This window comes from Corallococcus sp. AB038B (genome assembly GCF_003668955.1).
GTDB lineage: Bacteria > Myxococcota > Myxococcia > Myxococcales > Myxococcaceae > Corallococcus > Corallococcus exiguus.
Genome location: NZ_RAWO01000013.1, coordinates 264911 through 286830, shown reverse-complemented (window position 1 = coordinate 286830; position 21920 = coordinate 264911). Strand labels below are relative to the sequence as shown.

Annotated in this window: 14 protein-coding genes; 10 read left to right on the top strand and 4 right to left on the bottom strand. The window is 67.8% G+C overall.

Going from position 1 to position 21920, the window contains the following annotated elements; all coding sequences use genetic code 11:
* Positions 1-106: 106 nt before the first annotated feature.
* Together D7Y04_RS35555 and D7Y04_RS35550 are read left to right on the top strand one after the other, a co-directional pair.
* Positions 107-4507, top strand: coding sequence for a discoidin domain-containing protein (locus tag D7Y04_RS35555; RefSeq protein WP_233601727.1), 4401 nt, complete (start codon positions 107-109; stop codon positions 4505-4507).
* A 99-nt stretch (positions 4508-4606) separates the two neighbouring features.
* On the top strand, positions 4607-6277 hold the full coding sequence (locus D7Y04_RS35550; protein ID WP_121762197.1) for a M1 family aminopeptidase: 1671 nt from the start codon (positions 4607-4609) through the stop codon (positions 6275-6277).
* Positions 6278-6355: 78 nt separating this feature from the next.
* Here D7Y04_RS35550 and D7Y04_RS35545 read toward each other — a convergent pair whose 3' ends face one another.
* Entirely contained in the window at positions 6356-7033 is a 678-nt protein-coding gene (locus tag D7Y04_RS35545; RefSeq protein WP_121762196.1) for an SRPBCC family protein, read from the bottom strand.
* 156 nt (positions 7034-7189) lie between these two features.
* Here D7Y04_RS35545 and D7Y04_RS46645 point away from each other — a divergent pair, with 156 nt between their 5' ends.
* From D7Y04_RS46645 to D7Y04_RS35515, 6 genes are all read left to right on the top strand, one after another.
* The gene (locus D7Y04_RS46645) at positions 7190-8581 is read left to right on the top strand and encodes a Tox-REase-5 domain-containing protein (RefSeq protein WP_121762195.1); all 1392 of its coding nucleotides are present in this window, start codon (positions 7190-7192) and stop codon (positions 8579-8581) included.
* Positions 8582-8596: 15 nt separating this feature from the next.
* The gene (locus tag D7Y04_RS35535) at positions 8597-9292 is read left to right on the top strand and encodes an immunity 52 family protein (RefSeq protein ID WP_121762194.1); all 696 of its coding nucleotides are present in this window, start codon (positions 8597-8599) and stop codon (positions 9290-9292) included.
* On the top strand, positions 9292-10248 hold the full coding sequence (locus tag D7Y04_RS35530) for a WD40 repeat domain-containing protein (RefSeq protein ID WP_120596133.1): 957 nt from the start codon (positions 9292-9294) through the stop codon (positions 10246-10248). The genes D7Y04_RS35535 and D7Y04_RS35530 overlap by 1 nt, the downstream gene beginning before the upstream one ends.
* Before the next feature lie 24 nt (positions 10249-10272).
* Positions 10273-12798: a sorbosone dehydrogenase family protein gene (locus D7Y04_RS35525; RefSeq protein WP_121762193.1), complete on the top strand. Its 2526-nt coding sequence runs from the start codon at positions 10273-10275 to the stop codon at positions 12796-12798.
* Positions 12799-12841: 43 nt separating this feature from the next.
* A complete protein-coding gene (locus tag D7Y04_RS35520) occupies positions 12842-14815 on the top strand; it encodes a sorbosone dehydrogenase family protein (RefSeq protein WP_158627643.1) in 1974 nt (657 codons plus the stop codon).
* Positions 14816-14882: 67 nt separating this feature from the next.
* Positions 14883-15530: a cysteine hydrolase family protein gene (locus D7Y04_RS35515; RefSeq protein WP_169825802.1), complete on the top strand. Its 648-nt coding sequence runs from the start codon at positions 14883-14885 to the stop codon at positions 15528-15530.
* 30 nt (positions 15531-15560) lie between these two features.
* Here D7Y04_RS35515 and D7Y04_RS35510 read toward each other — a convergent pair whose 3' ends face one another.
* The 3 genes from D7Y04_RS35510 to D7Y04_RS35500 form a co-directional block, all read right to left on the bottom strand.
* Positions 15561-16106 carry a hypothetical protein gene (locus tag D7Y04_RS35510; protein WP_120596139.1) on the bottom strand — a complete coding sequence of 182 codons (546 nt, stop codon included), beginning with the start codon at positions 16104-16106 and terminating at the stop codon, positions 15561-15563.
* A gap of 84 nt (positions 16107-16190) precedes the next feature.
* A complete protein-coding gene (locus D7Y04_RS35505; protein ID WP_120596137.1) occupies positions 16191-18248 on the bottom strand; it encodes a cation:proton antiporter in 2058 nt (685 codons plus the stop codon).
* Between the two features lie 401 nt (positions 18249-18649).
* On the bottom strand, positions 18650-19126 hold the full coding sequence (locus D7Y04_RS35500) for a hypothetical protein (protein ID WP_147477266.1): 477 nt from the start codon (positions 19124-19126) through the stop codon (positions 18650-18652).
* A 220-nt stretch (positions 19127-19346) separates the two neighbouring features.
* On the opposite strand from D7Y04_RS35500, the gene D7Y04_RS46640 reads away from it, so the two are divergent.
* Positions 19347-20213: a TonB family protein gene (locus tag D7Y04_RS46640; protein WP_302052878.1), complete on the top strand. Its 867-nt coding sequence runs from the start codon at positions 19347-19349 to the stop codon at positions 20211-20213.
* 27 nt (positions 20214-20240) lie between these two features.
* Positions 20241-21719, top strand: coding sequence for a PepSY domain-containing protein (locus tag D7Y04_RS35490; protein ID WP_121762190.1), 1479 nt, complete (start codon positions 20241-20243; stop codon positions 21717-21719).
* The last annotated feature ends 201 nt before the right edge of the window (positions 21720-21920 follow it).

Genomic DNA, 21920 nt, shown 5'->3' with positions numbered 1-21920 from the left:
TCCCCCAATGTCTGAATCCTTGCCGCAATTGTCAAGCAGGGGCGCAAGCCCATGTCTTCGTGATGCACCGCGTGTCTGGTTATTACAGGCCTTCGCCGCGGTGCTCATGGTGGTGTCCCTCCTGGGCGCGTCCGACGCCCACGCGCAGACGAACGTCGCGCTGAACAAGACCACCTATACCTCCTCCGCGGAGGCTCCATTCCTGGGCCAGTACGCGGTGGATGGCGACGGTGGCACCCGCTGGGCCAGCGGCTTCACGGCGAACGAATGGATCACCGTGGACCTGGGCCAGACGCGCACCATCTCGCGCGTGGTGCTCACCTGGGAGCCGGCCTACGCCACGGTCTACAAGATCCAGGTCTCCACCAACAACACCACCTTCACCGACGCGCTGACGGTGAATACCGGCGATGGCGCGACGGACGACCTGTCCCTGCCGGCCGGCACCACGGGCCGCTACGTCCGCATGCAAGGCGTCACGCGCGCGCTGCCCGCGTATGGCTATTCGCTGTGGGAGTTCGCCGTCTATGAGACGGGCGGCACGCCGCCTCCCACCAACTCGGACCTGGCGCGCAACCGTCCGGCCACCGCGTCCAGCGTGGAGGCGGACGCCGCGGGGCTCCAGCCGGGCTTCGCGTTCGACAATGACATCAACACCCGCTGGGCCTCCGCGCAGGGCGTGGATCCGCAATGGATCCGCGTGGACCTGGGGTCGTCCCAGGTGGTGGGCAAGGTGGTGCTGGACTGGGAGGGTGCGTACGGGAAGACGTACACGATTGACGGCTCCAACAACGACACCAGCTGGACGACGCTCAACACGGTGACCAACGGCGCCATTGGCCGCCGGGAGATCCCCGTGTCGGGCACGTACCGTTACATCCGCATGCGCGGCACGGAGCGCGGCACGGGTTATGGCTATTCGCTGTGGTCCTTCGAGGTCTACCAGAACGGGGGCACCACGCCGCCGCCCACGCAGACCACCAACCAGACCATCAAGCTGAACTTCCCGGAGCTGGCGTACGCGAAGATCAACGTGTCGCCCGCGCCGCTGTCGGTGACGCCGGTGCCGGAGGAGGGCAACACCACGCCGTCCGTTCGCAACCCGCCCGGGCCCTTCACCTACCAGCTCACGTTCCCGCCCAACACGACGGTGACGCTGTCGAAGAACCAGTTCTCTCCCACGCAGCCCAACACGGACATCCGCCTGGCGGTGGTGGACTACAACGGCGTGCAGCAGCGCGCGCAGTCCGTCACGGCGTTGGCGGTGCAGGGCGCGGACTGGAACGTGGAGATCTTCTCCACGGGCAATGGCCCCACGGATCCTCGCGACCCCACCATCATCCCAGACCCGTACGTGGCGCCCGCGCCGCTGCCTGTCGCCGGTGCGTTCCGGCTGTCCGCGCCGGCCAACAACGCGATGATCACCGCGTCCCGCCGTCCCACGCTGTCCTGGGCCACGGTGACGGGTGCGACGAACTACAAGGTCTACGTCAACCTCACGCGCAACGACTACGACTGGATGGCGGCGGGCAACCTGTTGGATCGCTACACGCAGGTGGCGTCGCAGACGGGCACGTCCTTCACCTTCACGGAGGACCTTCCGGACCGGTGGACGTACAAGTGGTACGTGGTGGCGACGCTGTCGGGTGGAAGCACGTCGCGCTCGGACATCGGCAACTTCAGCGTGTACCTGCCGGTGGTGGAGACGCAGGCGGACGGCGTCAACCTCATCAACGGCATTCGCGACCTGAACAAGAACGGGACGATTGAGCCGTACGAGGACTGGCACAACCCCATCTCCGTGCGCGTGAACGACCTGCTGGGCCGCATGACGCTGCGCGAGAAGGCGCTGCAGATGTTCTACGACGCCAAGACGTACCCGGAGGCCGGCTTCCAGATGGGGCCCCTGTCGCCCACGGACATCCCCATGTTCCAGAAGGCGTCCGCGGCCACGCGCCTGGGCATCCCGCACATCGACGCGGGTGACACCATCCACGGCTACAAGACGAGCTGGCCCACGCAGCCGGCGCTGGCGGCCACGCGCGACCTGGACACCATCTACGAGATGGGTGACATCCAGCGCCGCGAGCAGCTGGCCATTGGCAGCCGCGGCACGCTGTCGCCGCTGGCGGAGGTGAACACCAAGGTCCTGTATCCGCGCACGCAGGAAGGCAACGGCGAGGACGCGGACCTGGCGGCGGGCATCACCCGCGCGCTCATCGCGGGCCTCCAGGGCGGTCCGGAAGTCAATCCGAGCTCCATCTGGGTGACGACGAAGCACTGGCCGGGGCAGGGCGCTGGTGGTGAAGCGGGCATCACCTACGACGGCACCACCATCCACTACCACATGCGTCCGTGGCACGCGGCCATCGAGGCGGGCACCAGCGGCATCATGCCGGGCTACGCGGGCAGCTGGCTGCTGGGGCCGGAGGGCTACGGGGCGGGTGACAACCCGGGCATCCTCAACTACCTGCGCAACCAGCTGAAGTACGACGGCGTCATCTGCTCGGACTGGCTGCCGTCGGGTTCGTGGGTGCGCTCCGCCACGGCGGGCTCGGACGTGATGGGCGGCGCGACGCCGCAGGCCATGGCCAACTTCGAGAACGAAGTCCCCGTCGCGCGCATCAACGACTCCGTGCGCCGCATCCTGGACCTGAAGTTCCGCCTGGGCATCTTCGAGGACCCGTACAAGCAGGGCCCGGCCGGCACGTCCCAGTGGCACACCGCGGACAGCAAGGCGGCGGTGCGCCGGGCGTCGCAGGAGGCCATGACGCTGCTCAAGAACGATGGCGCACTGCCCATCCGTCTGCCGACGGGCGGCAAGCTGGTCATCGCGGGCCCGCGCGCGGACGACATGTCCTGCATGGTGACCTGGCGTTCGGACTTCCACGGCAACGAGTTCGGCGACCCGACCATCTACGCGGCGGTGAAGGCGCGCGCGGAGGCCGCGGGGCTCACGGTCTACAAGGACAACGCCCCCGCGGGCGTGACGCCGGACGCGGCCATCGTGGTGGTGGGCGAGAGCTACTTCACCCACGGCACGGAGTGGGACAAGGAGAAGCCGTACCTGCCGGGCGACCCGATTGGCCCTGCCCACGACGCGAAGTGGGGCGACCAGTACGGCATCATCAACAGCTTCAAGTCGCGGGGCATCCCCACGACGGTGGTGTTGATCAGCCCGCGTCCGTACGTGCTGACGAACGTGGTGCCCCTCTCCAACGCGCTGATGTTGGCGTACCGCCCCGGCGACATGGGCGGCTACGCGGTGGCGGACGTGCTGTTCGGTGACGTGCTGCCTCGGGGCAAGACGCCCTGGCAGCTGCCGCGCGGCATGAACCAGATCGGCACGGACGTGGAGAACAACCAGTTGGAGAAGTGGGACCTGCCGTTCGACCTGGGCGCGACGGACGCGGAGCGCACGGCCATCCGCCAGAAGATCGCGGCGGGCCAGCCGGTGCCGCCCACGTACGGCAACCCGCTGTACCAGTACGGCGCGGGCATCCAGGGCTTCGGCCTGACGGACGCGACGCCTCCGGTGGCGTTCAACCTGCTGACGCCGTCAAACAACCTGGTCATCACCGGCACGCGTCCGGCGTTCACCTGGGCGGCCAGCAGCGACCCGCAGACGGGCATCCAGCGTTACGAGGTGTACCTGGACGGCGGCGCGATGCCGGTGGCCATCACCAAGACGCCGTCGGCGGCGCTGGACGGACTGAAGCTGGCGAACGGGGTGCACACCTGGTTCGTGAAGGCGTTCAACTGGGCGAACGGCGTCACGCAGTCCGCGACGTTCACCTTCACGCTGAACGACACGACGCCGCCCGCGGCCTTCGCGGCGCTGTCGCCGTCGGCCGGGCAGTCGGTGCCGGGCACGTCCACGCGCTTCATCTGGGAGCAGACGACGGACGTGGGCGCGGGCGTGGCGGAGTACGTCCTCATCGTGGACGGCACGGACCGCAGCCCCTCCATCCTGCGCAGCACGCCGGTGCCGGCGGGCACGAACCTGGCGCGGGGGAAGAACGCCTACGCCACGTCCGTGGAGTTCGGCAGCGCGAACGACGCGGTGGACGGAAGCCTGGCGACGCGCTGGTCCAGCGTGGGAACGGCAACCACGGGTGACACGGAGTCCATCACCGTCGACCTGGGGGCCATCTACTCGCTCAAGCGCATCGTGCTGAACTGGGAGGCCGCCTACGGCCGCCGCTACGTGCTGGAGTCGTCGCTGGACGGATCCACCAACTGGACGGCGCTGCGGACGGTGGACACCGGCGACGGCGGCATCGACGACTGGACGGTGGCCGGCGTGGGCCGCTACGTGCGCATGCGCGGCGTGCAGCGCGCGACGGCGTACGGCTACTCGCTGTGGGAGTTCGAGGTGTACGGCGTGGGCACGGAGCAGACGACGCTGAACGGTCTGTCCACGGGCTCGCACACGTGGCGCGTGCGCGCGGTGGACGGCGCGAACAACACCACGCTGTCCTCGGGGCCCATCAACTTCACGAAGTAGGGTGAGGACTTGAGATAGGGGAGGGGCGGCCGGAGTGATGGCCGCCCCTCTTTCATTTTCATTACGACCGAACGGGGCGCCCGGGGCCGTATCCGTGTCGTGCTCCTGAGCTGGATCCGATGCTTCACGCTGTCGTGCTTCGTCCTGGGCGTGACGGGTTGCGAGTCCGACGATCCGCCCCTGGGGCCACCGGACGCGGGCGGGGTGGTGCTGGCGTCCACGGTGGAGCGCTACGACTTCGCATTCGACCTCACCACGGGGGAGGCGTCGTCCCGGCTGTGGTTGGACGTGGAGGCTGGCGCGCGGGGCTGCGTGTCCCTTCCAGCTCGCGCGGAGGTGACGGACGTGCGGTGGGGCGGTGCGCCTCCCGAGAGCTTCCGTCTCGCGGGCGGTCGGATGGAGGTTTGCGGCGTTGCGCCGCTGGAGGGGCCGTTGTGGCTCGACAGCCGGTTGCGTGTGCCGGAGTCCACCGTGCCGTACACGCAGGTGGGGTTCTCACGGCGGATGGATGCGCAGGGCCGTGCCTTCACATATCTGCTGGGCTGGTTGGAGTCCTGCGACCTCTTCGGGCCGTGTGACACGGCGCCCGGGAGGCTGGCGCACTTCACCTTCGACATCACGCACGCGCCCGGTGACGGGGTGCTGTGTCCGGGGAACCTGTCTCGGCGGGATGAAACACATACGCGCTGCGAGCTCCTGGGGACGCGAGCCCCCACGTACTCCGCCTTCATGGTCGCTTCGCATCCGGCGTGGGAGCGCACGCGGCTGGTGGACATGGACGTGGGGCGCGTGGAGCTGTATGAGCCGCCAGGGGGACTGCTCGGGCCGGCGATTGACGCGGGCGCGGTGGCGGAGTTCCTGGCGTGGATGACGGACCGCTTCGGTCCGCTGCCCTATGGCCCCGAACTGCGCGTGGCCAGCGGGCGCACGGACTGGTTGGGCATGGAGCACCCGGCCAACATCGTGCTGCGCGACGACCTGCCATGGATGGGCGGGCCCTACGCCAACGTGACGTTGCACACGTTGATGCATGAAATCGTGCACCAGTGGGCCGGTGACCGGACGACGCTGGCGAGCGCGGAGGACTACCCGTGGAAGGAAGCGGTGGCGGAGTACCTCACGTATGTCTTCGAGGACGAGCACCGAGGCGAAGACGCCGCGGTCACGCTGGCGTACTGGGACCGGCTGGCGCGGACGGCCTCCTACCATCTGCGTCCACGAGACACGCCCGCGCCGCCCTTCCTCTCCTTCGTGAATGACATCTACGGTACGGGCCCGCTGATCCTCCTGGTGCAACTGGAATCCCTGCTGGGTCGCGAGCAGGTGCTGACGGGGCTCCAGGCGTTCCTGGCTGAGCCGGGCATCCAGAGCATCGAGGATTTGCGCCAGTCGCTCGAAGGCGCTTCGGGGCGGATCCTGCGGCGCTACTTCGACACCTGGGTGGATGGGGAAGGGGAGCCGGACTGGCCGTACTTCCAGGTGGAGTGGCTCCAGGGGGAGTCGTTGATGTTGACGGTGACGCAGCGGACGGAGACCGGGAAGGTGTATCCCTGCGAGGTGGAGCTGGAGCTCCAGGGCTCGGCGCCGGAGGAGCGGCGGCGGGTCACGGTCTCCTACGGTCTGGAGCCGGAGTCCGCGACGGCGGGACTCACGGTGGAGGGGTTGCCGTGGAAGGTCCAGCAGGTCGCGGTGGATCCGCGCAATCGCCTGGTCAATCGCAGGAGCCTGGGGCTGGCTCGGGAGCCCGTTCCCCAGCGCTGGCGGTTGTGATCGATCCGCCGTGAACAAGAAGGCCCCTCGGGCCTGGGAGGCGCGAGGGGCCGTTGGCCACGAGGTGGTGGCCGTGGACTACGGAGTGGGCGTGGCGACGGCGGGCGTGCCTGCCGCGGGCGCGGCAGCGGCGGCAGCAGCAGCGGCTGCGGCTGCGGCAGCGGCCTCCTCGGCGGCCTTGGCCTCGGCGACCTTGCGGGCGGCTTCGGCCTCCGCGCGCTTCGTGGCCTCGGCCTGGGTGGCGGTCTTCATGCTGGCGAGGCCTTTCTCGAAGTCCTTGCCGATCATCTGGTCCATGTCCATGACGAGGCACATCGCCTTGCTCATGAAGTTGTGGTTGCCGGCCATGGTCCAGGTGACGGTGGTGCCGTCGTCGGCGGGCTTGAACGTGAAGGTGGTGATGCTGCTGTCTTCGAAGGGCTTGATGAACTCCAGCTTGATGCGGACGGCCGCGTTGGCGGTGGCCTCCAGGATGGTCATGCGGCCCTCACCCACGTCGTTGTTGCCCACCCACCCATAGGTGGCGCCAACGCCCGACTCCGCGCCGCCAAAGGTCTTCTTCATGCTCGGGTCGAGGTTGTCCCAGGGGGACCACTGGTTCCACTGGTGGAAGTCATTGACCAGACCGAACGCGATGTCGGGCGTACCCGCCACCGTGGTTGTGCGCGTGACGGTGTAGGAATCGGGGCGGGTGGCGATGAAGCCTGCGAGCAGCACGAGCGCGGCAACGACGCCAATGGCAATCTTCTTGAGCATGGTGTTCCTTGAAAAGGGTCCCCTGGACGGGGAGGCCGCGTCTTAGGCCGCCGGATCGCTCCGACTCAAGCCCCCCAGCGCGCGGCCTGGCTTGACGCAGCGTGAGGCGCGAGTCGTTGGGGGCCCACCATTGTACCGGCGGTCTAGAGTGGGCCCATGCGCCTGGCGGTCATCGCGGTACTCGTGGCTCTGTTCTGCAGTGGCTGTGCCGGGGTGGAGGCTGCCTCCGGAAGAGGAAGCACGCAGTTCCTCCGGCCGGATGCGTTCGAGGAGGTGCTGATTCACGCCGGGCTGGAGGATGTGGACGAGCTGCCCACTCGCCGCAATCCCTTTACACCCGAGGACGCAGTGGGAGTGCTCGAACGGCTGACGGAGACACCCGTGACGTTGGGCTCCTTCCCTCCGCGGATGGCCGCGGGCTTCCTGATGCGCGAGGTGCTGGCGGACGGCGACGTGTCGCGTGAGGAGCTGGCGCGGCGGGTGGAACGCTTCGCCCGCGAGCAGGTGGCGGTGCTTCGGCCGGACGGATATCTCGCCTGGGCGCTGGATGGCAGGACGCAACAGAAGGTTTCGGAGGTGAAGTGGAGGGACGGAGCCTTCCGCGCAGGGAACTTCGAGTTGGGCCGCTTTTACAGCGGCCGTGGCGGAGTCTTCCGCCATGTCGACGCGCAGCTGCGCGCCGTGGACCCGAGACCCCTGGCCGAGGTGTACGACGACGCGGATGTCATCAGCCGCTCACTGGATGGCGCCGAGGACGCCTTCGTGGAGCTGTACCACGCGTTGGGTCAGCTGTTGTCGCGCCCGACGGACAGCATCGCTGGGCTGCGAAACCTGCCGGCGGGGATCGTGGCCCTCATCACGAACTCTCCCGCCTATTGGGAACGATTCCAGCACATGACGCGCGGCGAGCAGATCCGCGAGACCGCACGGCTGACGACGAATGTCGTCGCACTGTGGGGAACGGCCTCTGCAACGACGCGCTCGCTGAAGGGGCTGGCCGTGGGCGCGGAGGTCTCCGCGCCGATGCTCTCACTGTCCGCGGAGGGCGCGCTGATGCTGGACCTCGTCTCGGTCCCAGTAGGACGCGCGACGACGGTCTTGAGTGGAGCTCCTGGGGCGGCCGTCATCCTGTTGAAGTCGAATGCCCCAGGCGGTGGGGCTTCCTCTTCCGGTGGACCGGGGAAGTGGCGGCCCGCGACCGAGCACATGGAGGATGCGGCCCGGAAGTACCAGTCCCAGATCACCAACGCCGCGGAGGGACTGGTCTACGAAGTCGACAGCGTCAAGTTCGACGGGTTCACCAATGGCGTGTTGCTGGAGGCCAAAGGCCCGGGCTATGAGAAGTTCCTCGAGATGGCCGTGGAGCAGGGCGGATGGTTCGAGGGATTCACGGACATGGTCCGACAGGCGAAGCGACAGCAGCGCGTTGCCCGTGGAGTTCCCCTGGAATGGCACTTCGCGGAGCGCAAGGTCGCGGACTACGTACGAGCGCTTTTCAAGAGAAACGGTCTGGGGCGGATTCCCGTCCACTTCACTTCTCCGCGCTGAACGTCTTCACGGCTGATGACTGAAACCTACTACGCAGGGGTGTACTGGCCCGGAAGGCCCGAGCCGCTGGAGACCCATGCTCGGCGGGCCGAAGCCCTGTTCCAGCGGTTGGCTTCCACAGACCCGATCCTCGCGAATTGGTACGAGCAGGCCCGCTCCCGGGAGCCGGCGCTCAACAGCCGGATCAGTCCAGATGCCCTTTCGCTTCAGCAACTGCTCAAGAAGACGAAGTACCAGATAGGCGAAGGCGAAATCTCCTTCGCCGCCTGGAACGGGAGTGCTGACGACAGCAGCGTCGTCAACTTCTCCTGCGGGGCTCCGGTGCCGGGTGCCGTGGACCTTTGCGTTTGGACCCCCTCTGCGCCAAGGCACCTCTCCCAGCAGAGAGCGTCCCTGGTGCTGAAGGCGATGGTGCTGGCCTGGGAGCCTGAATGGGGCATCGTCACTTCCGACGCGCACCGGGACTCGGTGTCTGAGTCAGGCGACGCAGGCACGTTCATCGGATGGATGACGTACTTCTCCCGGGACCGAGGTCCGGTGCCGCATCTTCCTGGCCCCGTGCGAGTCGAACCCGTTGAGGACCGAGGCACCCTCGTCATCCTGACCCCGGAACGATTCACGCTGACCAGGCCGGATCATGTCGCGCTCGCGGAAGAGGTGCGGGACCAGTTGCAACGGGTCGGGTTGCTGGAACCGCTTGGAGCGTCTTGATGCTGACCCCTGACACCGCGAAACACTTGTCCCTGCTGCGGACGCTGGGGGAGCCGGAGCTGTCGCCGTACACACGGTGGCAGTGGCTGGGGTGGGATGCGTCGTCGCGTTACCTGCTGTCCGTCCAGAAGCAGGGCGGGACACCGTTGCGCTGGTGGGACCTGCACTCGGAAGAGACGACTCCGCTCTTCGCGCACTCCGTTTCCCGCTGCGTGGCCGCGTGGTTCCTCCCTGGCTCCCAGCGCCTCCTGTCCGTGACGGTTCGCGGCACCCTCCGGACCTGGTCCGTCACCGACGGCACGCTGCTGTCCTCGGTGGAGACCGGTGGTTCCGTCTCCAGCGCGTGTCTGTCCTCGGACGGAACCCGCCTGCTGCTCACCGCCGGCCAGGGGCGTGTCATGCTCTGGGACCTGGAGCGCAACTGGCTCGTGTGGCGGCTGGAGGATCCTGCCTACCTCTATGGCTGCGCGCTGTCGCCGGATGGCCGGTTCGCGGCCGCGGGCGCCGCCGAGGAGCAGGAGGGCGCCGCGACGCGCGGTTCCGTTCGCCTCTGGGATGCGAGAACCGGCAAGCCCGTGGGGACCCGTGCGCTCGATGCCCAGTGGATCTGGAACGTGGCGTTCACGCCGTCTGGAGAGTCGCTGGTCGCCTCGAATACCGGTGGCCAGTTGTTCTTCCTGGGCCTCCCCGGACTGGCAACGCTTCGGACCCTCGAGGCTCCAGGCTCCGGTGCGCTGCAGATGGAGTTCAACTCCGATGGCTCTCTACTGGCTGCGAGCGCGGACACGAGCGCGTTCGTGGTCATCGATGTCCGCGAGGGCCGGGACGTCTTCGGCTATTCGGACCTGGATGACATGCAGGGCAGCAACGTGAACTTCTCCCCCGACGGCCGCTTCGTGTGCTGGGGCATGGATGACGGCAAGGTGGGCATCTGGGGTGTGAAGCCCAGACCCTGAGGAAGGGATGGTAGCGTGTCTGCCATGCGTTCAGTCCATTCCTTGGTGCTTCTTGCGTGCCTTGCGGCCTTCACCGCCCAGGCCCAGGTCTATATTCCTACCCCCAATGGCGCCTATGGCGTCGAAGTCGCGAAGTTCATCGAGACACAGGAGATTGAGAATGCATCCGGACTGGTCTGGGCTCCGGACGGTTCCAACCGCCTGTTTGTGGTGATCAAGGGAGGGAAGGTCCGGATCATCCAGAACGGCGCGCTCCAGCCTACGCCATTCATCGATGAGCTGGTGGCAACGGATGGAGAGCAGGGCCTGCAAAGCCTTGCCTTCGATCCGGACTTCGCGACCAACCGCTACGTCTACGTCTTCGCCAGTCAGCCGAACATCGACGTAGGGGGTGTCACCCGCTACATGGCGCAGATTCTGCGGTTCACGGAGGCTGGCGGTGTGGGTGTCAACCGGACCGTCATCGTGGACAACATCCCGCAAAACAAGAGCCACAATGGCGGAGGTCTGGCCTTCGGTCCGGATGGGCTCCTGTATTTTGGAGTGGGGGATGGAGACATCTACGCAGGGACCAATGATGACCTGTCCCTGATGTCGTCGAAGATCCTCCGCGTCCACAAGGACGGAAGCATTCCCACGGACAACCCCTTCTACGATGACTGGGGGCCGAACAACGATCTCATCTGGGCCCGAGGCTTCCGCAATCCCTTCCGGATCCGCTTCCAGCCTGGAACCGGGAAGCTTTGGGCCAACGTTGCCGGGAACATCGCCGAGCAGATCTTCAGCGTGGGGCGGGGTGACCATGCGGGCTGGTGGCAGTATGAGAACAACCAGCCCCAGGGATTCCTGTCGCCACTCGTCGCCTATACGCCAGGGCTGTGGGACGTGTACTCCTTCACGTCGACAGGAGCCGTGCGCAAGGGCGGGGTCGCGACCTTCACCGTGGAGGGCACCTATCCGGTCTCCTCTCTGCGCAAGGGCAAGAAGGTCCATCTGCGGGATGTGGCAGACCCCAGCTTCAATGGAGTCGGCTACATCACCGGCTTTCCGACGCCCCTGTCGTTCACGGTGGATCAGCCCGGTCCGGATGCGGTGAGCGGTGGCGGTGGCCTGCAGACAGACCAGATGGGCGATGCCGTGGTCGGTGGCGTGTTCTACGCAGGCTCACGATTTTCCTCCGAGTACCAGGGCGATTACTTCTTCGCCGACTTCGGTGGGTACCTCCACCGGGTGGACCTGGGAGCGGATGGCTCCGTGAAAAAGGTGGAGCTCGTGGTGAACTACGTCCACGAGTCGAACTTCACCGACGTCGCGGTGGGACCGGATGGCGCGCTGTATGTCTCATCCTTCTACAGCACGATCTTCCGGATCACGCCGCTGCCCGCGGGCCAGGGCGTGATCGTCTCCACTCAAGACCTGGTCGTCCCCGAAGGAGGGTCGAAGACCCTCATGGTCTCCCTGGCCATGCCTCCCACGACCCCGACGTATGTGGCCCTCGTGAGGCGTGAAGAGGACTCGGACATCCGGGTGAGCGCCGGGCAGCCGATGCTCTTCGACGCGACCAACTGGAGCGTCCCGCAGTTCGTCACCCTCAGCGCGGCCCAGGACGCGGATTATGAAATCGACCACGCCACGTTCTTCGTCACCATGGACCAGGGCTTTCCGGAGGGCGTGCCCGGCGTGGAGATCCACGCGCGCACCGAGGAGGATGAAGTCCAGGCGCTCCAGCTCTCCACCACGTCGTTCGACCTGGATGAGGGAATGGGCGGCACCTTCACCGTCGGCCTGACCTACGTGCCCACGTCTCCCGTGACGGTCACCGTGGCCCGGACTTCGGGGAGCGCGGACGTGACCGTCACCGGCGGCGCCTCCCTGACCTTCACGCCCGAGGACGGAACCGCGGCGAAGACCGTCACGGTGGCGACCGCGCGCGACACGGACAGCGAGGACGACGTGGCCTTGTTGACGGTGTTGTCTCCGGGACTCACCTCGCGGGTGGTCAATGTCATCGCCAGGGACGTGGCTGGAGTGCCTACCATCACCTCCGCGCCCGTGACGCAGGCGACTGTGGGGAAGCCCTATGCGTACACGGTCACGGCGTTCGGGAAGCCCGAGCCGCTGCTGACGCTGGTGCAGGGGCCGCAAGGCATGACGCTGGACCCTGTCAGCGGACGTCTGTCCTGGACGCCCGCGACCGAAGCGACCGTGACCGTCTCCGTGCGAGCCAGCAATGGACAGCTTCCGGATGCAGTCCAGACGTTCCAGCTCCAGGTCCGAGCGTCAGGAGTCCCCGACGCCGGCACCGATGCGGGCAGCGTCGTGGATGCTGGCGCCCAGACGGATGCCGGAGCCAATACGGATGCGGGGACCGGAACGGACGGTGGCTCCGTCGCGGACGCGGGCACCCAGCGGGATGGCGGCACGGTGACCGGCCCCAAGGAGGATGACTCCGGTGGGTGCAGTGCTGGCGCCACCGCGCTTCCGGGCGTCCTGGCCTGGTGGCTGCTCGCGGGACTCGTGTGGAGGCCCCGCCGCGACCGGCGGAGCTGAAAAGACTGTCGGACAGACGGGAAGGCACGCTAGCTTTCGCTGTATGCGATCCATTGTTCCCTGGCTTGCCCTGGCATTGCTGACTGCCTTCCCCGTCTATTCCCAGCCTGTCGAGACGGCTCTTGATCTCGAAATCATGGACTGGGTGACGTTCCCACATTACGACGCCACCCGGATGGGATGGGTTCCGGACGGCTCTGGCCGCCTGTTCGTGACGACGATGTCTGGAAAGGTCATCGTCGTGGAAAACGGGGTGTTGCAGCCGACCCCCTTCATCTCCGAGTCATTCGAGCAGGGGCACGAGCAGCAAGGCCTCCTGGGTATGGCCTTCGATCCGGACTTCGCGAACAACCACTACGTCTATTTCTTCGCGGCGATGCCGGGCTTCACGTTGCAGATCTTCCGATACACCGACGTCGGCGGCGTCGGCGTGAATCGCACCGTCATCGTGGACGGCCTCAAGGCGGGAGTGCTCGACTACGACGGCGGCGGGATGACCTTCGGCCCGGATGGCATGCTGTACTTCGGGGTGGGGTCTCTCCATGGCTATCGCGACCCAGATGTTCTGACGAACGCGGCGGGCAAGATCCACCGGGTGCGTCCGGATGGCACCGTGCCCACCGACAATCCCTTCTACGACGGGGCGGGCCCCAACGTGGACAGCATCTGGGCGCGGGGCTTCTGCAATCTCTATGGACTGGTCTTTCAACCGGGGACCGGGCGCTTGTGGGCCAATGCCTCGGGCCCGGGTGCTGTTCAGATCTTCAGCGTCAGCCCGGGTGAACATGGTGGTTGGCCCGACTACGAGAACAACCAACCCGCTGGCTACCTCTCGCCGGTTTATTCATACATGCCAGGGACCAATGATCAGTATCCGTTCACCCCGACGGGCGCGGTGCGGCAGAACGGCGTCGCGACCTTCACGATGATGGGCGACGACCTGGAGTCCTCTTGGTACCGCAAAGGGGCGCGGCTCCTGATCAGGGACGTCGAGGACCCCAGCTTCAACGGCGATTTCTATGTCACGGGGCATCCCTCCTCGCGGTCGTTCACCGTGGACCAGCCGGAGCCGGACGCTGTGAGCGGCGGCGGCCGGCTCAGGCGATGGCCGGAGGGCGATTTCTCCATGGGCGGCATGTTCTATGAGGGGACACGCTTCCCCGCGAGCTACTCCAGCAACTACTTGTACACGGACTTCCGCGGGATGCTTCATCGGATCCGATTCGCGGTGGATGGCTCCGTGGCCACGGATGACATCATCATCAATCGTGAGGGAGGCGGCGGCTTCGTCGACGTGAGCAAAGGGCCTGACGGGGCGCTGTATGTGTTGAGCTATTATGGGGTGATCTTGCGGGTCACTCCGACGCCGGAAGGTCAGGCCTTGATCGTGTCGCCATCGGATCTTGTCATTCCGGAGGGCGAAACCCAGACGGTCATGGTGTCCCTGGCGATGCCGCCCCTGGTGGATGTCTGGGTCAAGGTGGCGGTGCAGGGTGGGGAGGGCGACCTGTCCGTGGTCGAGGGTGGCTCGCTTCGCTTCACACTCGAGAACTGGAGCGTTCCTCAATTCGTGACGCTGGGCGCGGCGCAGGACGCGGATGCGGACGTCGAACACGCGTCCTTCACGTTCACGCCGACGCAGGACTTCCCTGTGGTCACCGTCCATGCCCGCACGGAGGAGGACGAAGTGCCGGAGGAGCCTGCCAATGACGGCGGCGTCGACGGCGGCGCGGAAGTGGACGCGGGGACCGTCGAGGATGCCGGGACTTTCGAAGACGCGGGAACCCTCGAGGATGCCGGGACTATCGAAGACGCAGGGACCGTGGAGGATGCGGGAACCCTGGTGGACGCCGGCGCGGTCGTGGACGCGGGCTCAACGAAGGACGGCGGCACGGTGCCCGTGCACATGGAGGATGAATCCGGCGGGTGCAGTGCCGGCGCCAGCGCGCTCCCGGGTGTCCTGGCCTGGTGGCTGCTCTCCGGGCTCGTGTGGAGGCCCCGCCGCGCCCGGCGGTAACCCTCCGCGCGCGGCACCTGGGCGATCGGCGACAGGATGATTAGCGTTTCGCCACGGGGAGGTGGACGTGGCGAAGCCGCGCCAGGCGGTCCGGAAGCAGACGCGCACGCCGCATGAGCGGCGGCATGACACCGCGCTGCTCATCATCGACGTCATCAACGACCTGGAGTTCCCCGGCGGGGAGAACGTCCTGCCCTGGGCGCTGCGCATGGTGGAGCGCCTGGGCCCCTTCGCCGAAAGGATGCGCAAGGCGGGCGTCCCGGTCATCTACGTCAACGACAACTTCGACCTGTGGCGCAGCAGCTTCACGGACGTCTACAAACACTGCACCCGGAAGGACAGCCGGGGCCAGCGGGTCGCCCGCGCGCTCAAGCCCCGGCCGGACGACTACTTCATCCTCAAGCCCAAGCACTCGGCCTTCTTCGCCACGTCGCTGGTGCCCCTGCTGGAGCACCTGGGCACGAAGAAGCTGCTGCTCGCGGGCATCGCCACCAACCTGTGCGTCTTCTTCAGCGCCCACGACGCGCACATGCACGAGTTCAAGATCACCGTGCTCAGCGACTGCTGCTGCGCGGAGAGCGACAAGGACCACGACCTGGCCCTGGATCAGCTCCAGCGCTTCCTGCGGGTGCGCGTCTGCCGCGGGGACGAATTGCACCTGCAACCCCGCTCGCGCCGCCGCGCCACGCGAAAGCCCCCGCCAGAATGGAAGTGACGGGGGCTGCCTGACACGGTGGAGGACGGCTCAGACGTCCTTGTCGTCGTCATCATCGTCGTCGTCGAGGATGTGGCACTTGCCGGCATCCTCGTCGAGCGCCTTGCCGATGAACTCCTTCACCAGGTCGTCGCCGTTGAAGACCAGGGACAAGGAGTTCTGCTCACCGCCCACGTCCTCCTTCTTGTCCAGGACGAGCTTGCCGCCCAGCGCCGTCGCGCTCCCGTCGACGTGCGCGCCCGCGGGCACCCGCACCTCTCCGCCGATGGACACCACGTCGCCCTTCACCTTCGCGCCGGGCTCCAGGATGACGCGGCCCCGGATGGCGGCCACGTCGTTGTCCACCACCGCGCCCTTCTTCACGATGACGTCGCCATCCACGGCGACCGCGTCCTTGATCTTCTCCCCGGGCTCGATGACCAGGTTCGTCCCCTGGACCGCCTTGCTCCCGTCCTTGACGTTGACGCAGATGGTCTTGGCGGGAGCCTTGGCCGGCTTCTTCGCCGGTTCCGCCGCCAGGGCAGGCACGGCCAGTGAGCAGGCAAGCAACAGGGTGGGAAGGAACGGGCGGCGCATGGCGGAGACCTCCGGAACGCGGAAGGGGAGCGGCATGCCCTTGCTACGGACGGCCGCGTCCCCCATTGCATCCGGTGCCCTGCCTCAGCCGAGCACGCCCTTCGCCGCGTCGATGGCCTCGTGCGTCCCCGCGAGCGCGAGGATGTCACCCGCGCGCAGCACCTCCTGCGCGGTGGGCACCAGTACGCCTGCTTCGCCCCGCCGGATGGCCAGCACCGTGGCCCCCGTCATGCCGCGCAGGTTGAGCTCCGCCAGGGTCCGGCCCACCGCCGCGCTGGACTCGCCAAGCGCCACCGACTCCGGTTCGCCAATGCCGGGCAGCATCTGACGCACGCCGTGCAGCACGTCCTGTGACGGCTCGTCCTCGTCGCCCTTGGCGTGGGACTGGGACGCGAGCGCCTCCACGATGACCTGCGCGCCCGCGCGCATGTGTCCCTGCAGGTTCGTGGCGCTCTTCCAGAAGGCGAAGCCCATCACGCCCAGGGACACCAGCAGCACCACCGCGCCCGGCACGCCGGGAATGAACGGCTGGGTGATGGCCAGCACGGGCACGCCCACCATGAAGACGCTGGCCAATTGGAGCGCCACCACCAGCACCCGCCGGGGCGCCGCCGCCAGGTCCACCCTGCCGTTGGCCGCTGCCGGCAGCGCGCCCTCCGCCAGCACCACGCCCAGCCGCCGCCCCATCCGCACGATGCCCACGCAGAAGGGCAGGGCCAGCGCCGTGGACAGGCCGATGACGATCCACGGCGTCATCGTCTTGCCCCAGCCCATGCGCTCGTCGATGAACTCCGTCACCTGGGGCAGCAGCACGGACGTGCCAATGACGATGATGGTGATGAACGCCGCGTCCAGCAGCATCAGCAGTGCCATGCGCCGCACGCGCGCGCCCACCGTCTTCTGGCGCGGCGACGTGCGCAGGTTCTCCACCCAGCTTCCGTACAGCGACGCGAATGTCTGCAGTGGCGCCGGCAGCTTGCGGTCCACCCAGTTGGCGATGGGACCGGACGCGCGGATGAGCCACGGCGTGGTCAGCGTGGTGATGGCGGACACGGCCACCGCCACCGGGTAGAGGAACGTGCCCGTGGCCTTCAGGGACAGGCCCAGGCCCGCGATGATGAAGGAGAACTCGCCAATCTGGGACAGGCTCAGGCCCGCCTGCACGGACGTGCGCGTACCGTTGCCCGTGAAGAACGCGCCCAGCGACACGCTGAGGATCTTCCCCACGACGACCACACCGGTGAGCACCGCGATGGCCGCCCAGTGCTCGCGGATGAGCGCCGGGTCGATGAGCATGCCCACCGACACGAAGAACACCGCGCCGAACAGGTCTCGCACCGGCTGCACCAGGTGTTCAATCTCCTTGCCCTCGCCGGACTCCGCCACCAGCGAGCCCGCCAGGAACGCGCCCAGCGCCACCGAGTAGCCGAACGTCTGCGCCAGCAGCGCGCCCGCGAAGCAGATGCCCACGCTGCTGACGAGCGTCGTCTCCGGCCGCTGGAGCTTCGTGATGTAGCGCATCAACCGGGGCACGACGAACAGGCCAATGCCGACCAGCCCCACGAGGAACGCGGCCAGCTTGCCCACCGTCAGCGCCAGGTCCCAGGCGGACAGGCCCGAGCCGGTGGACACCGCGGTGAGCATGGCCATCAGCAGGATGCCGATGAGGTCCTCCACGATGAGGATGCCCACCACGATGCCGCGCAGCGCGCCCCGGATGTTCTGCTCGTCGAACGCCTTGGCGATGATGGTGGTGCTGGAGATGGCGATGCAGCAGCCAGTGAACAGGCTCTCCAGCATCGTCCAGCCGAAGGCGCGGCCAACGATGAAGCCCAGCCACACCATCACGCTGCACTGGATGACGGCGGTGAGCCCCGCGGTAGGCCCCACCTGGAACAGCCGCCGCAGGCTGAACTCCAGCCCCAGCGAGAACATCAGCAGGATGACGCCCAGCTCCGACAGCGTCTGCACGATGCCCGGGTCCGCCACCAGGGGGATGGGGACGTGCGGCCCTATGATGAAGCCCGCGAGGATGTAGCCCAGCACCACCGGCTGGCGTAGGCGCTGGAAGAGGACCGTGGTGACCGCCGCGACACAAAGGACGGTGGCGAGGGCTTGGAGGAACGCGTGGGCGTCGTGCATGGGGGCGCCTCTGGAGGTGATGGGCTCGCGATGACCGGCCCCGCCCGTGCTGCGCGGGGCCGAATTCACAGGAAGTTAGGGCGGAATCAGCTGCATCGCTCGAGGGCAATGGCCCCAGCGATGATGAGCACGCATAGCAGTCCGCTCCACAACAGGCGCGCGCCCTGCCACTGATCGTGGGTGGAGCCGCCCTGCTGGGTCTGCTGCGACGGGGAAGAGGTGGGCTCGGGGGAAGGGGATGAAGACATGGAGGAAGGTCTCGCGCGGCCGCGAAGGTCGCACCGCGTGCTGAAAGGGTTGTGTCGTGGGAGGGGCCTGCCCGACTGGTCCCCAGGGGTCACACCGGGGTGGAGACGGGCGCGGGCCTGCGAACGACAAAGAAGAGGGACGAAAAGAACCGCTCAGCCCCAGGCGGGTGGGCCCTGCGCCGGGCAGTTCACCGTCCGGGGACGGTCCGCCAGCGGCGTGAGCCGGGAGGGCAGGGCCCGGGCAAGCAGGCCCTCGGCCAGTGCCAGCATCCGAGCGTCATGGCGCGCGAGGAGCGCGCGCAGCGTGTCCAGCCGGGGCGCGAAGGGCGTTGGAGGGCGGAGGCCGGCACCACCGCCATCCACCTGATCGCGCGAGCCCGCCCGCGGCGCGGCCACGTGCGAGCCATGCAGCAGCCCCGCTCCCTCCCACCCCAGCTTCGGAGTGGACGGCGCGCGCACCGCATGCGTCCGGGACGCCGCGGCCTCCTGGCGGGCTCCGCGGGCGGGCCCGGACGGAAGCCCCACCATCCCCAGAAGCCCCGCCAGCACCGCCGCGCACACGACCGCCGCCAGGGCGAACCTGGTCTCGCGAGGGGCTTCACACCCGGTGTGGGGAAGGGCCGGCGTCATGGATGCGGGGGTTAAGCGTGTCGCACCGGATGCGACAGTTGGGTGACGACAAAAAGATGGTCAGCGGAAGGCCTTTATACGCAGCAGGGTTGTCACGCACCTCGGAAAATCGCGCCCTTGGCGACGAAACAGTCACGTGATGACGCGCCGGGATGATTTCAGCACCACTCCAGATTGACGTTCCCACCCGCCAGGGGGTATCCCCTTTCGGCAACCGAAAATGCGAACCATTCTCAACTTCGACGACGGATTGGGTGCCTCTCCGACGCTCCCGCAAGCTGCGACCGCCCGTGCGGATGCGATGCGGAGCCCGGTGGGGCTCTTCCAGTCCGCGACCGCGCCGGCGGAGACGGGATGGGGTCGCTGGAGCGGGGCCCTGGTGACCGCGACCGCGGCGCACGTGCTGGCGGTGGTGGTGGGCGTGATGGCGGCGAACCAGCCGCCTGCGGAGGTCAAGAAGCCGGAGCCGGAGTTGGTGCTGATGGCCTACGCGCCGCCTCCTCCGCCCCTGGGCGGTGGCGCGGTGAAGCAGGCGACTCCAGAGCCCGTGAAGTCGGTGGTGCCGAAGCCGCGCCCCAAGCACCGGGAGCTGGTGGTGCCCGCGAAGGTTCCGGAGCCGGTGAAGGAGACGCCGGTGGAGCAGGTGGAGACCCCGGCCGCGACGGAGGTGTCCGCGGTCGCGTCGCAGGCGCCCGCGGGTCCGGGCGTACCGGACGGCGCGGTGGGTGGCGTCGTCGGGGGCGTGGTGGGCGGAATCGTGGGCGGCAAGGTCGGTGGGCAGGGCACCGCGCCGCCCATCTATACGCCGCGCGAGGTGATGAAGCTGCCGGTGCTGCTGTCCGGCAAGCCGGAGTATCCGCGCCGCGCCCGGGAGGACGGCATCACCGGCGTGGTGATGGTGATGGTTGTCATTGGCACGGACGGCGCGGTGGAGCCGGGCTCGCCGCGCATCCATCGCTCGGTGCCGGGCCTGGACGAGGCCGCGCTCGATTCCGTGGCGGGCTGGCGCTTCTCGCCGGCCCTGGGACACGACGGCGCGCCCGTGCGCGTGAAGGTCGTGATCCCGGTGAAGTTCGCCCTGAGGTAGTTCCTTCGCAGTCCGGTAGAAGCCTTCATGAATCCCAAGCTCCGCTCGATTCTCTTCTGGATCCACCTGATCTGCGGCCTCATCGTGGGGCTCGTCGTCGGGGTGATGTCTTTCACGGGCGCGGCGATCGCGTTCGAGTCGCAGATCATCGACTGGGCGGACCGTGACGCCCGCCACGTGACGCCTCCCGCGGAGGGGGCTCCCAAGCTGACGCTGGAGGAGCTGCTCGCGAAGGTGAAGGAGGCGAAGCCCGCCGTGGCGCCCTCCGGCGTGACGATGTACCCGGGTGCGGACACCGTGGTGTCGGTGGCCCTGGGCCGCGGCGCCGCAGTCTACGTCAATCCCTACACCGGTGAAGTGCGCGAGCCGGGGGCGCAGGGCTGGCGGTCGTTCTTCAACACGATGGAGGATCTGCACCGCTGGCTCGCGGCGTCTGGCGACAACCGCGCCGTGGGCAAGGCCATCACCGGCGTGGCCAACCTGGCGTTCCTGTTCCTGGGCCTCACGGGCCTGTTCCTGTGGTGGCCGCGCAAGTGGAACCTGCGCGCCATGCGGCCCATCCTGTGGTTCCGCCGCGGGCTCAAGGGCAAGGCGCGCGACTTCAACTGGCACAACGTCATCGGCTTCTGGTCGCTGCCTGTGCTGGTGGTGCTGACCACGTCTGGCGCGGTCATCTCCTATAAGTGGGCGTCGAACCTGGTCTTCACGCTCACCGGCAACGAGCCGCCCGCCGCGCAGGGACCCATGGCCGCGGCGCCCGTCGTCGTTCCCACGCCCGCGCCGGGGACGCAGCCCCAGCCGCTGGATGCGCAGTTCGCGGCGGTGATGAAGCAGTCCAACGCCTGGGAGACCATCACCCTGCGCCTGGCCACGCCTCCCCCGGCTGGCGCTCCCGGCGGTCGTCCCGAAGGCGCCCCGCGAGGCGAGGGTGGCCAGCGTGGCGAAGGTGCCCAGCGCGGCGAGGGTGGTCCTCGCGGCGATGGTGGCCCTCGCGGCGAACGTGCGGCGCGCGCCGAGGGTGCTCCGCAGGGCGAGGGCGGTCCCCGGGCCGAGGGTGGCGCGCGGGGCGAGGGCGGTCCCCGAGCCGAAGGTGGTGCGCGCGGTGAGGGTGGCCCTCGCGGCGAAGGCCGTGCGGAAGGTCGCGGTGGTCCGAAGGGCCCGCAGGCCAGCGCCTTCACCGTCCGCGAGCAGGAGCGCTGGCCGCTCTTCGCCTCCAACACGGTGTCGCTGGATCCGTACACGGCCCAGTCGCTGAAGACGGAGACGTACGCGGACTTCAACAGCGGCCGGAAGGTGCGCACGTGGTTGCGCTTCCTGCACACCGGTGAGGCGCTCGGGTGGATGGGCCAGCTCATCGCGGCGCTCGCGTCCTTCGGCGCCGTGTTCCTCGTCTACACCGGCTATGCGCTGTCCTGGCGCCGCTTCGTCCCGCGCCGGAAGACGCAGGCCGTGGCGCCCCCGGCCCCGGTGGCACCGCCCGCGGAAACGAATACAAACGCCGCCTGATGTGACAATTCAGTAAACCCAGACATTCCCGAGGCCCGGACCGCGAGAGTGGATCCGGGCCTCATTGTTTTCACTCGGCGGCGTGTGGCATTCGTCTGGCTGATACAATGCAGTGCCGCAACGTTCGCCTGTCTTTGCGCCTCGGAGTGTTGACGGGAAGAAATTTCTTGTAACGCGAATCAGGGTCCTGCATATGAGAAT

Excerpts from the sequence above, each read along its gene's own strand:
- D7Y04_RS35545 (WP_121762196.1), bottom strand. The coding sequence starts at position 7,033 with ATGCTCAAGAAGATTGCCATTGGCGTCGTTGCCGCGCTCGTGCTGCTC.
- D7Y04_RS35535 (WP_121762194.1), top strand. The coding sequence starts at position 8,597 with ATGACTGAAACCTACTACGCAGGGGTGTACTGGCCCGGAAGGCCCGAG.
- D7Y04_RS46640 (WP_302052878.1), top strand. The coding sequence starts at position 19,347 with ATGCGAACCATTCTCAACTTCGACGACGGATTGGGTGCCTCTCCGACG.
- D7Y04_RS35490 (WP_121762190.1), top strand. The coding sequence starts at position 20,241 with ATGAATCCCAAGCTCCGCTCGATTCTCTTCTGGATCCACCTGATCTGC.
- D7Y04_RS35505 (WP_120596137.1), bottom strand. The coding sequence starts at position 18,248 with ATGCACGACGCCCACGCGTTCCTCCAAGCCCTCGCCACCGTCCTTTGT.
- D7Y04_RS46645 (WP_121762195.1), top strand. The coding sequence starts at position 7,190 with ATGCGCCTGGCGGTCATCGCGGTACTCGTGGCTCTGTTCTGCAGTGGC.
- D7Y04_RS35525 (WP_121762193.1), top strand. The coding sequence starts at position 10,273 with ATGCGTTCAGTCCATTCCTTGGTGCTTCTTGCGTGCCTTGCGGCCTTC.
- D7Y04_RS35520 (WP_158627643.1), top strand. The coding sequence starts at position 12,842 with ATGCGATCCATTGTTCCCTGGCTTGCCCTGGCATTGCTGACTGCCTTC.
- D7Y04_RS35510 (WP_120596139.1), bottom strand. The coding sequence starts at position 16,106 with ATGCGCCGCCCGTTCCTTCCCACCCTGTTGCTTGCCTGCTCACTGGCC.
- D7Y04_RS35530 (WP_120596133.1), top strand. The coding sequence starts at position 9,292 with ATGCTGACCCCTGACACCGCGAAACACTTGTCCCTGCTGCGGACGCTG.
- D7Y04_RS35555 (WP_233601727.1), top strand. The coding sequence starts at position 107 with ATGGTGGTGTCCCTCCTGGGCGCGTCCGACGCCCACGCGCAGACGAAC.
- D7Y04_RS35500 (WP_147477266.1), bottom strand. The coding sequence starts at position 19,126 with ATGACGCCGGCCCTTCCCCACACCGGGTGTGAAGCCCCTCGCGAGACC.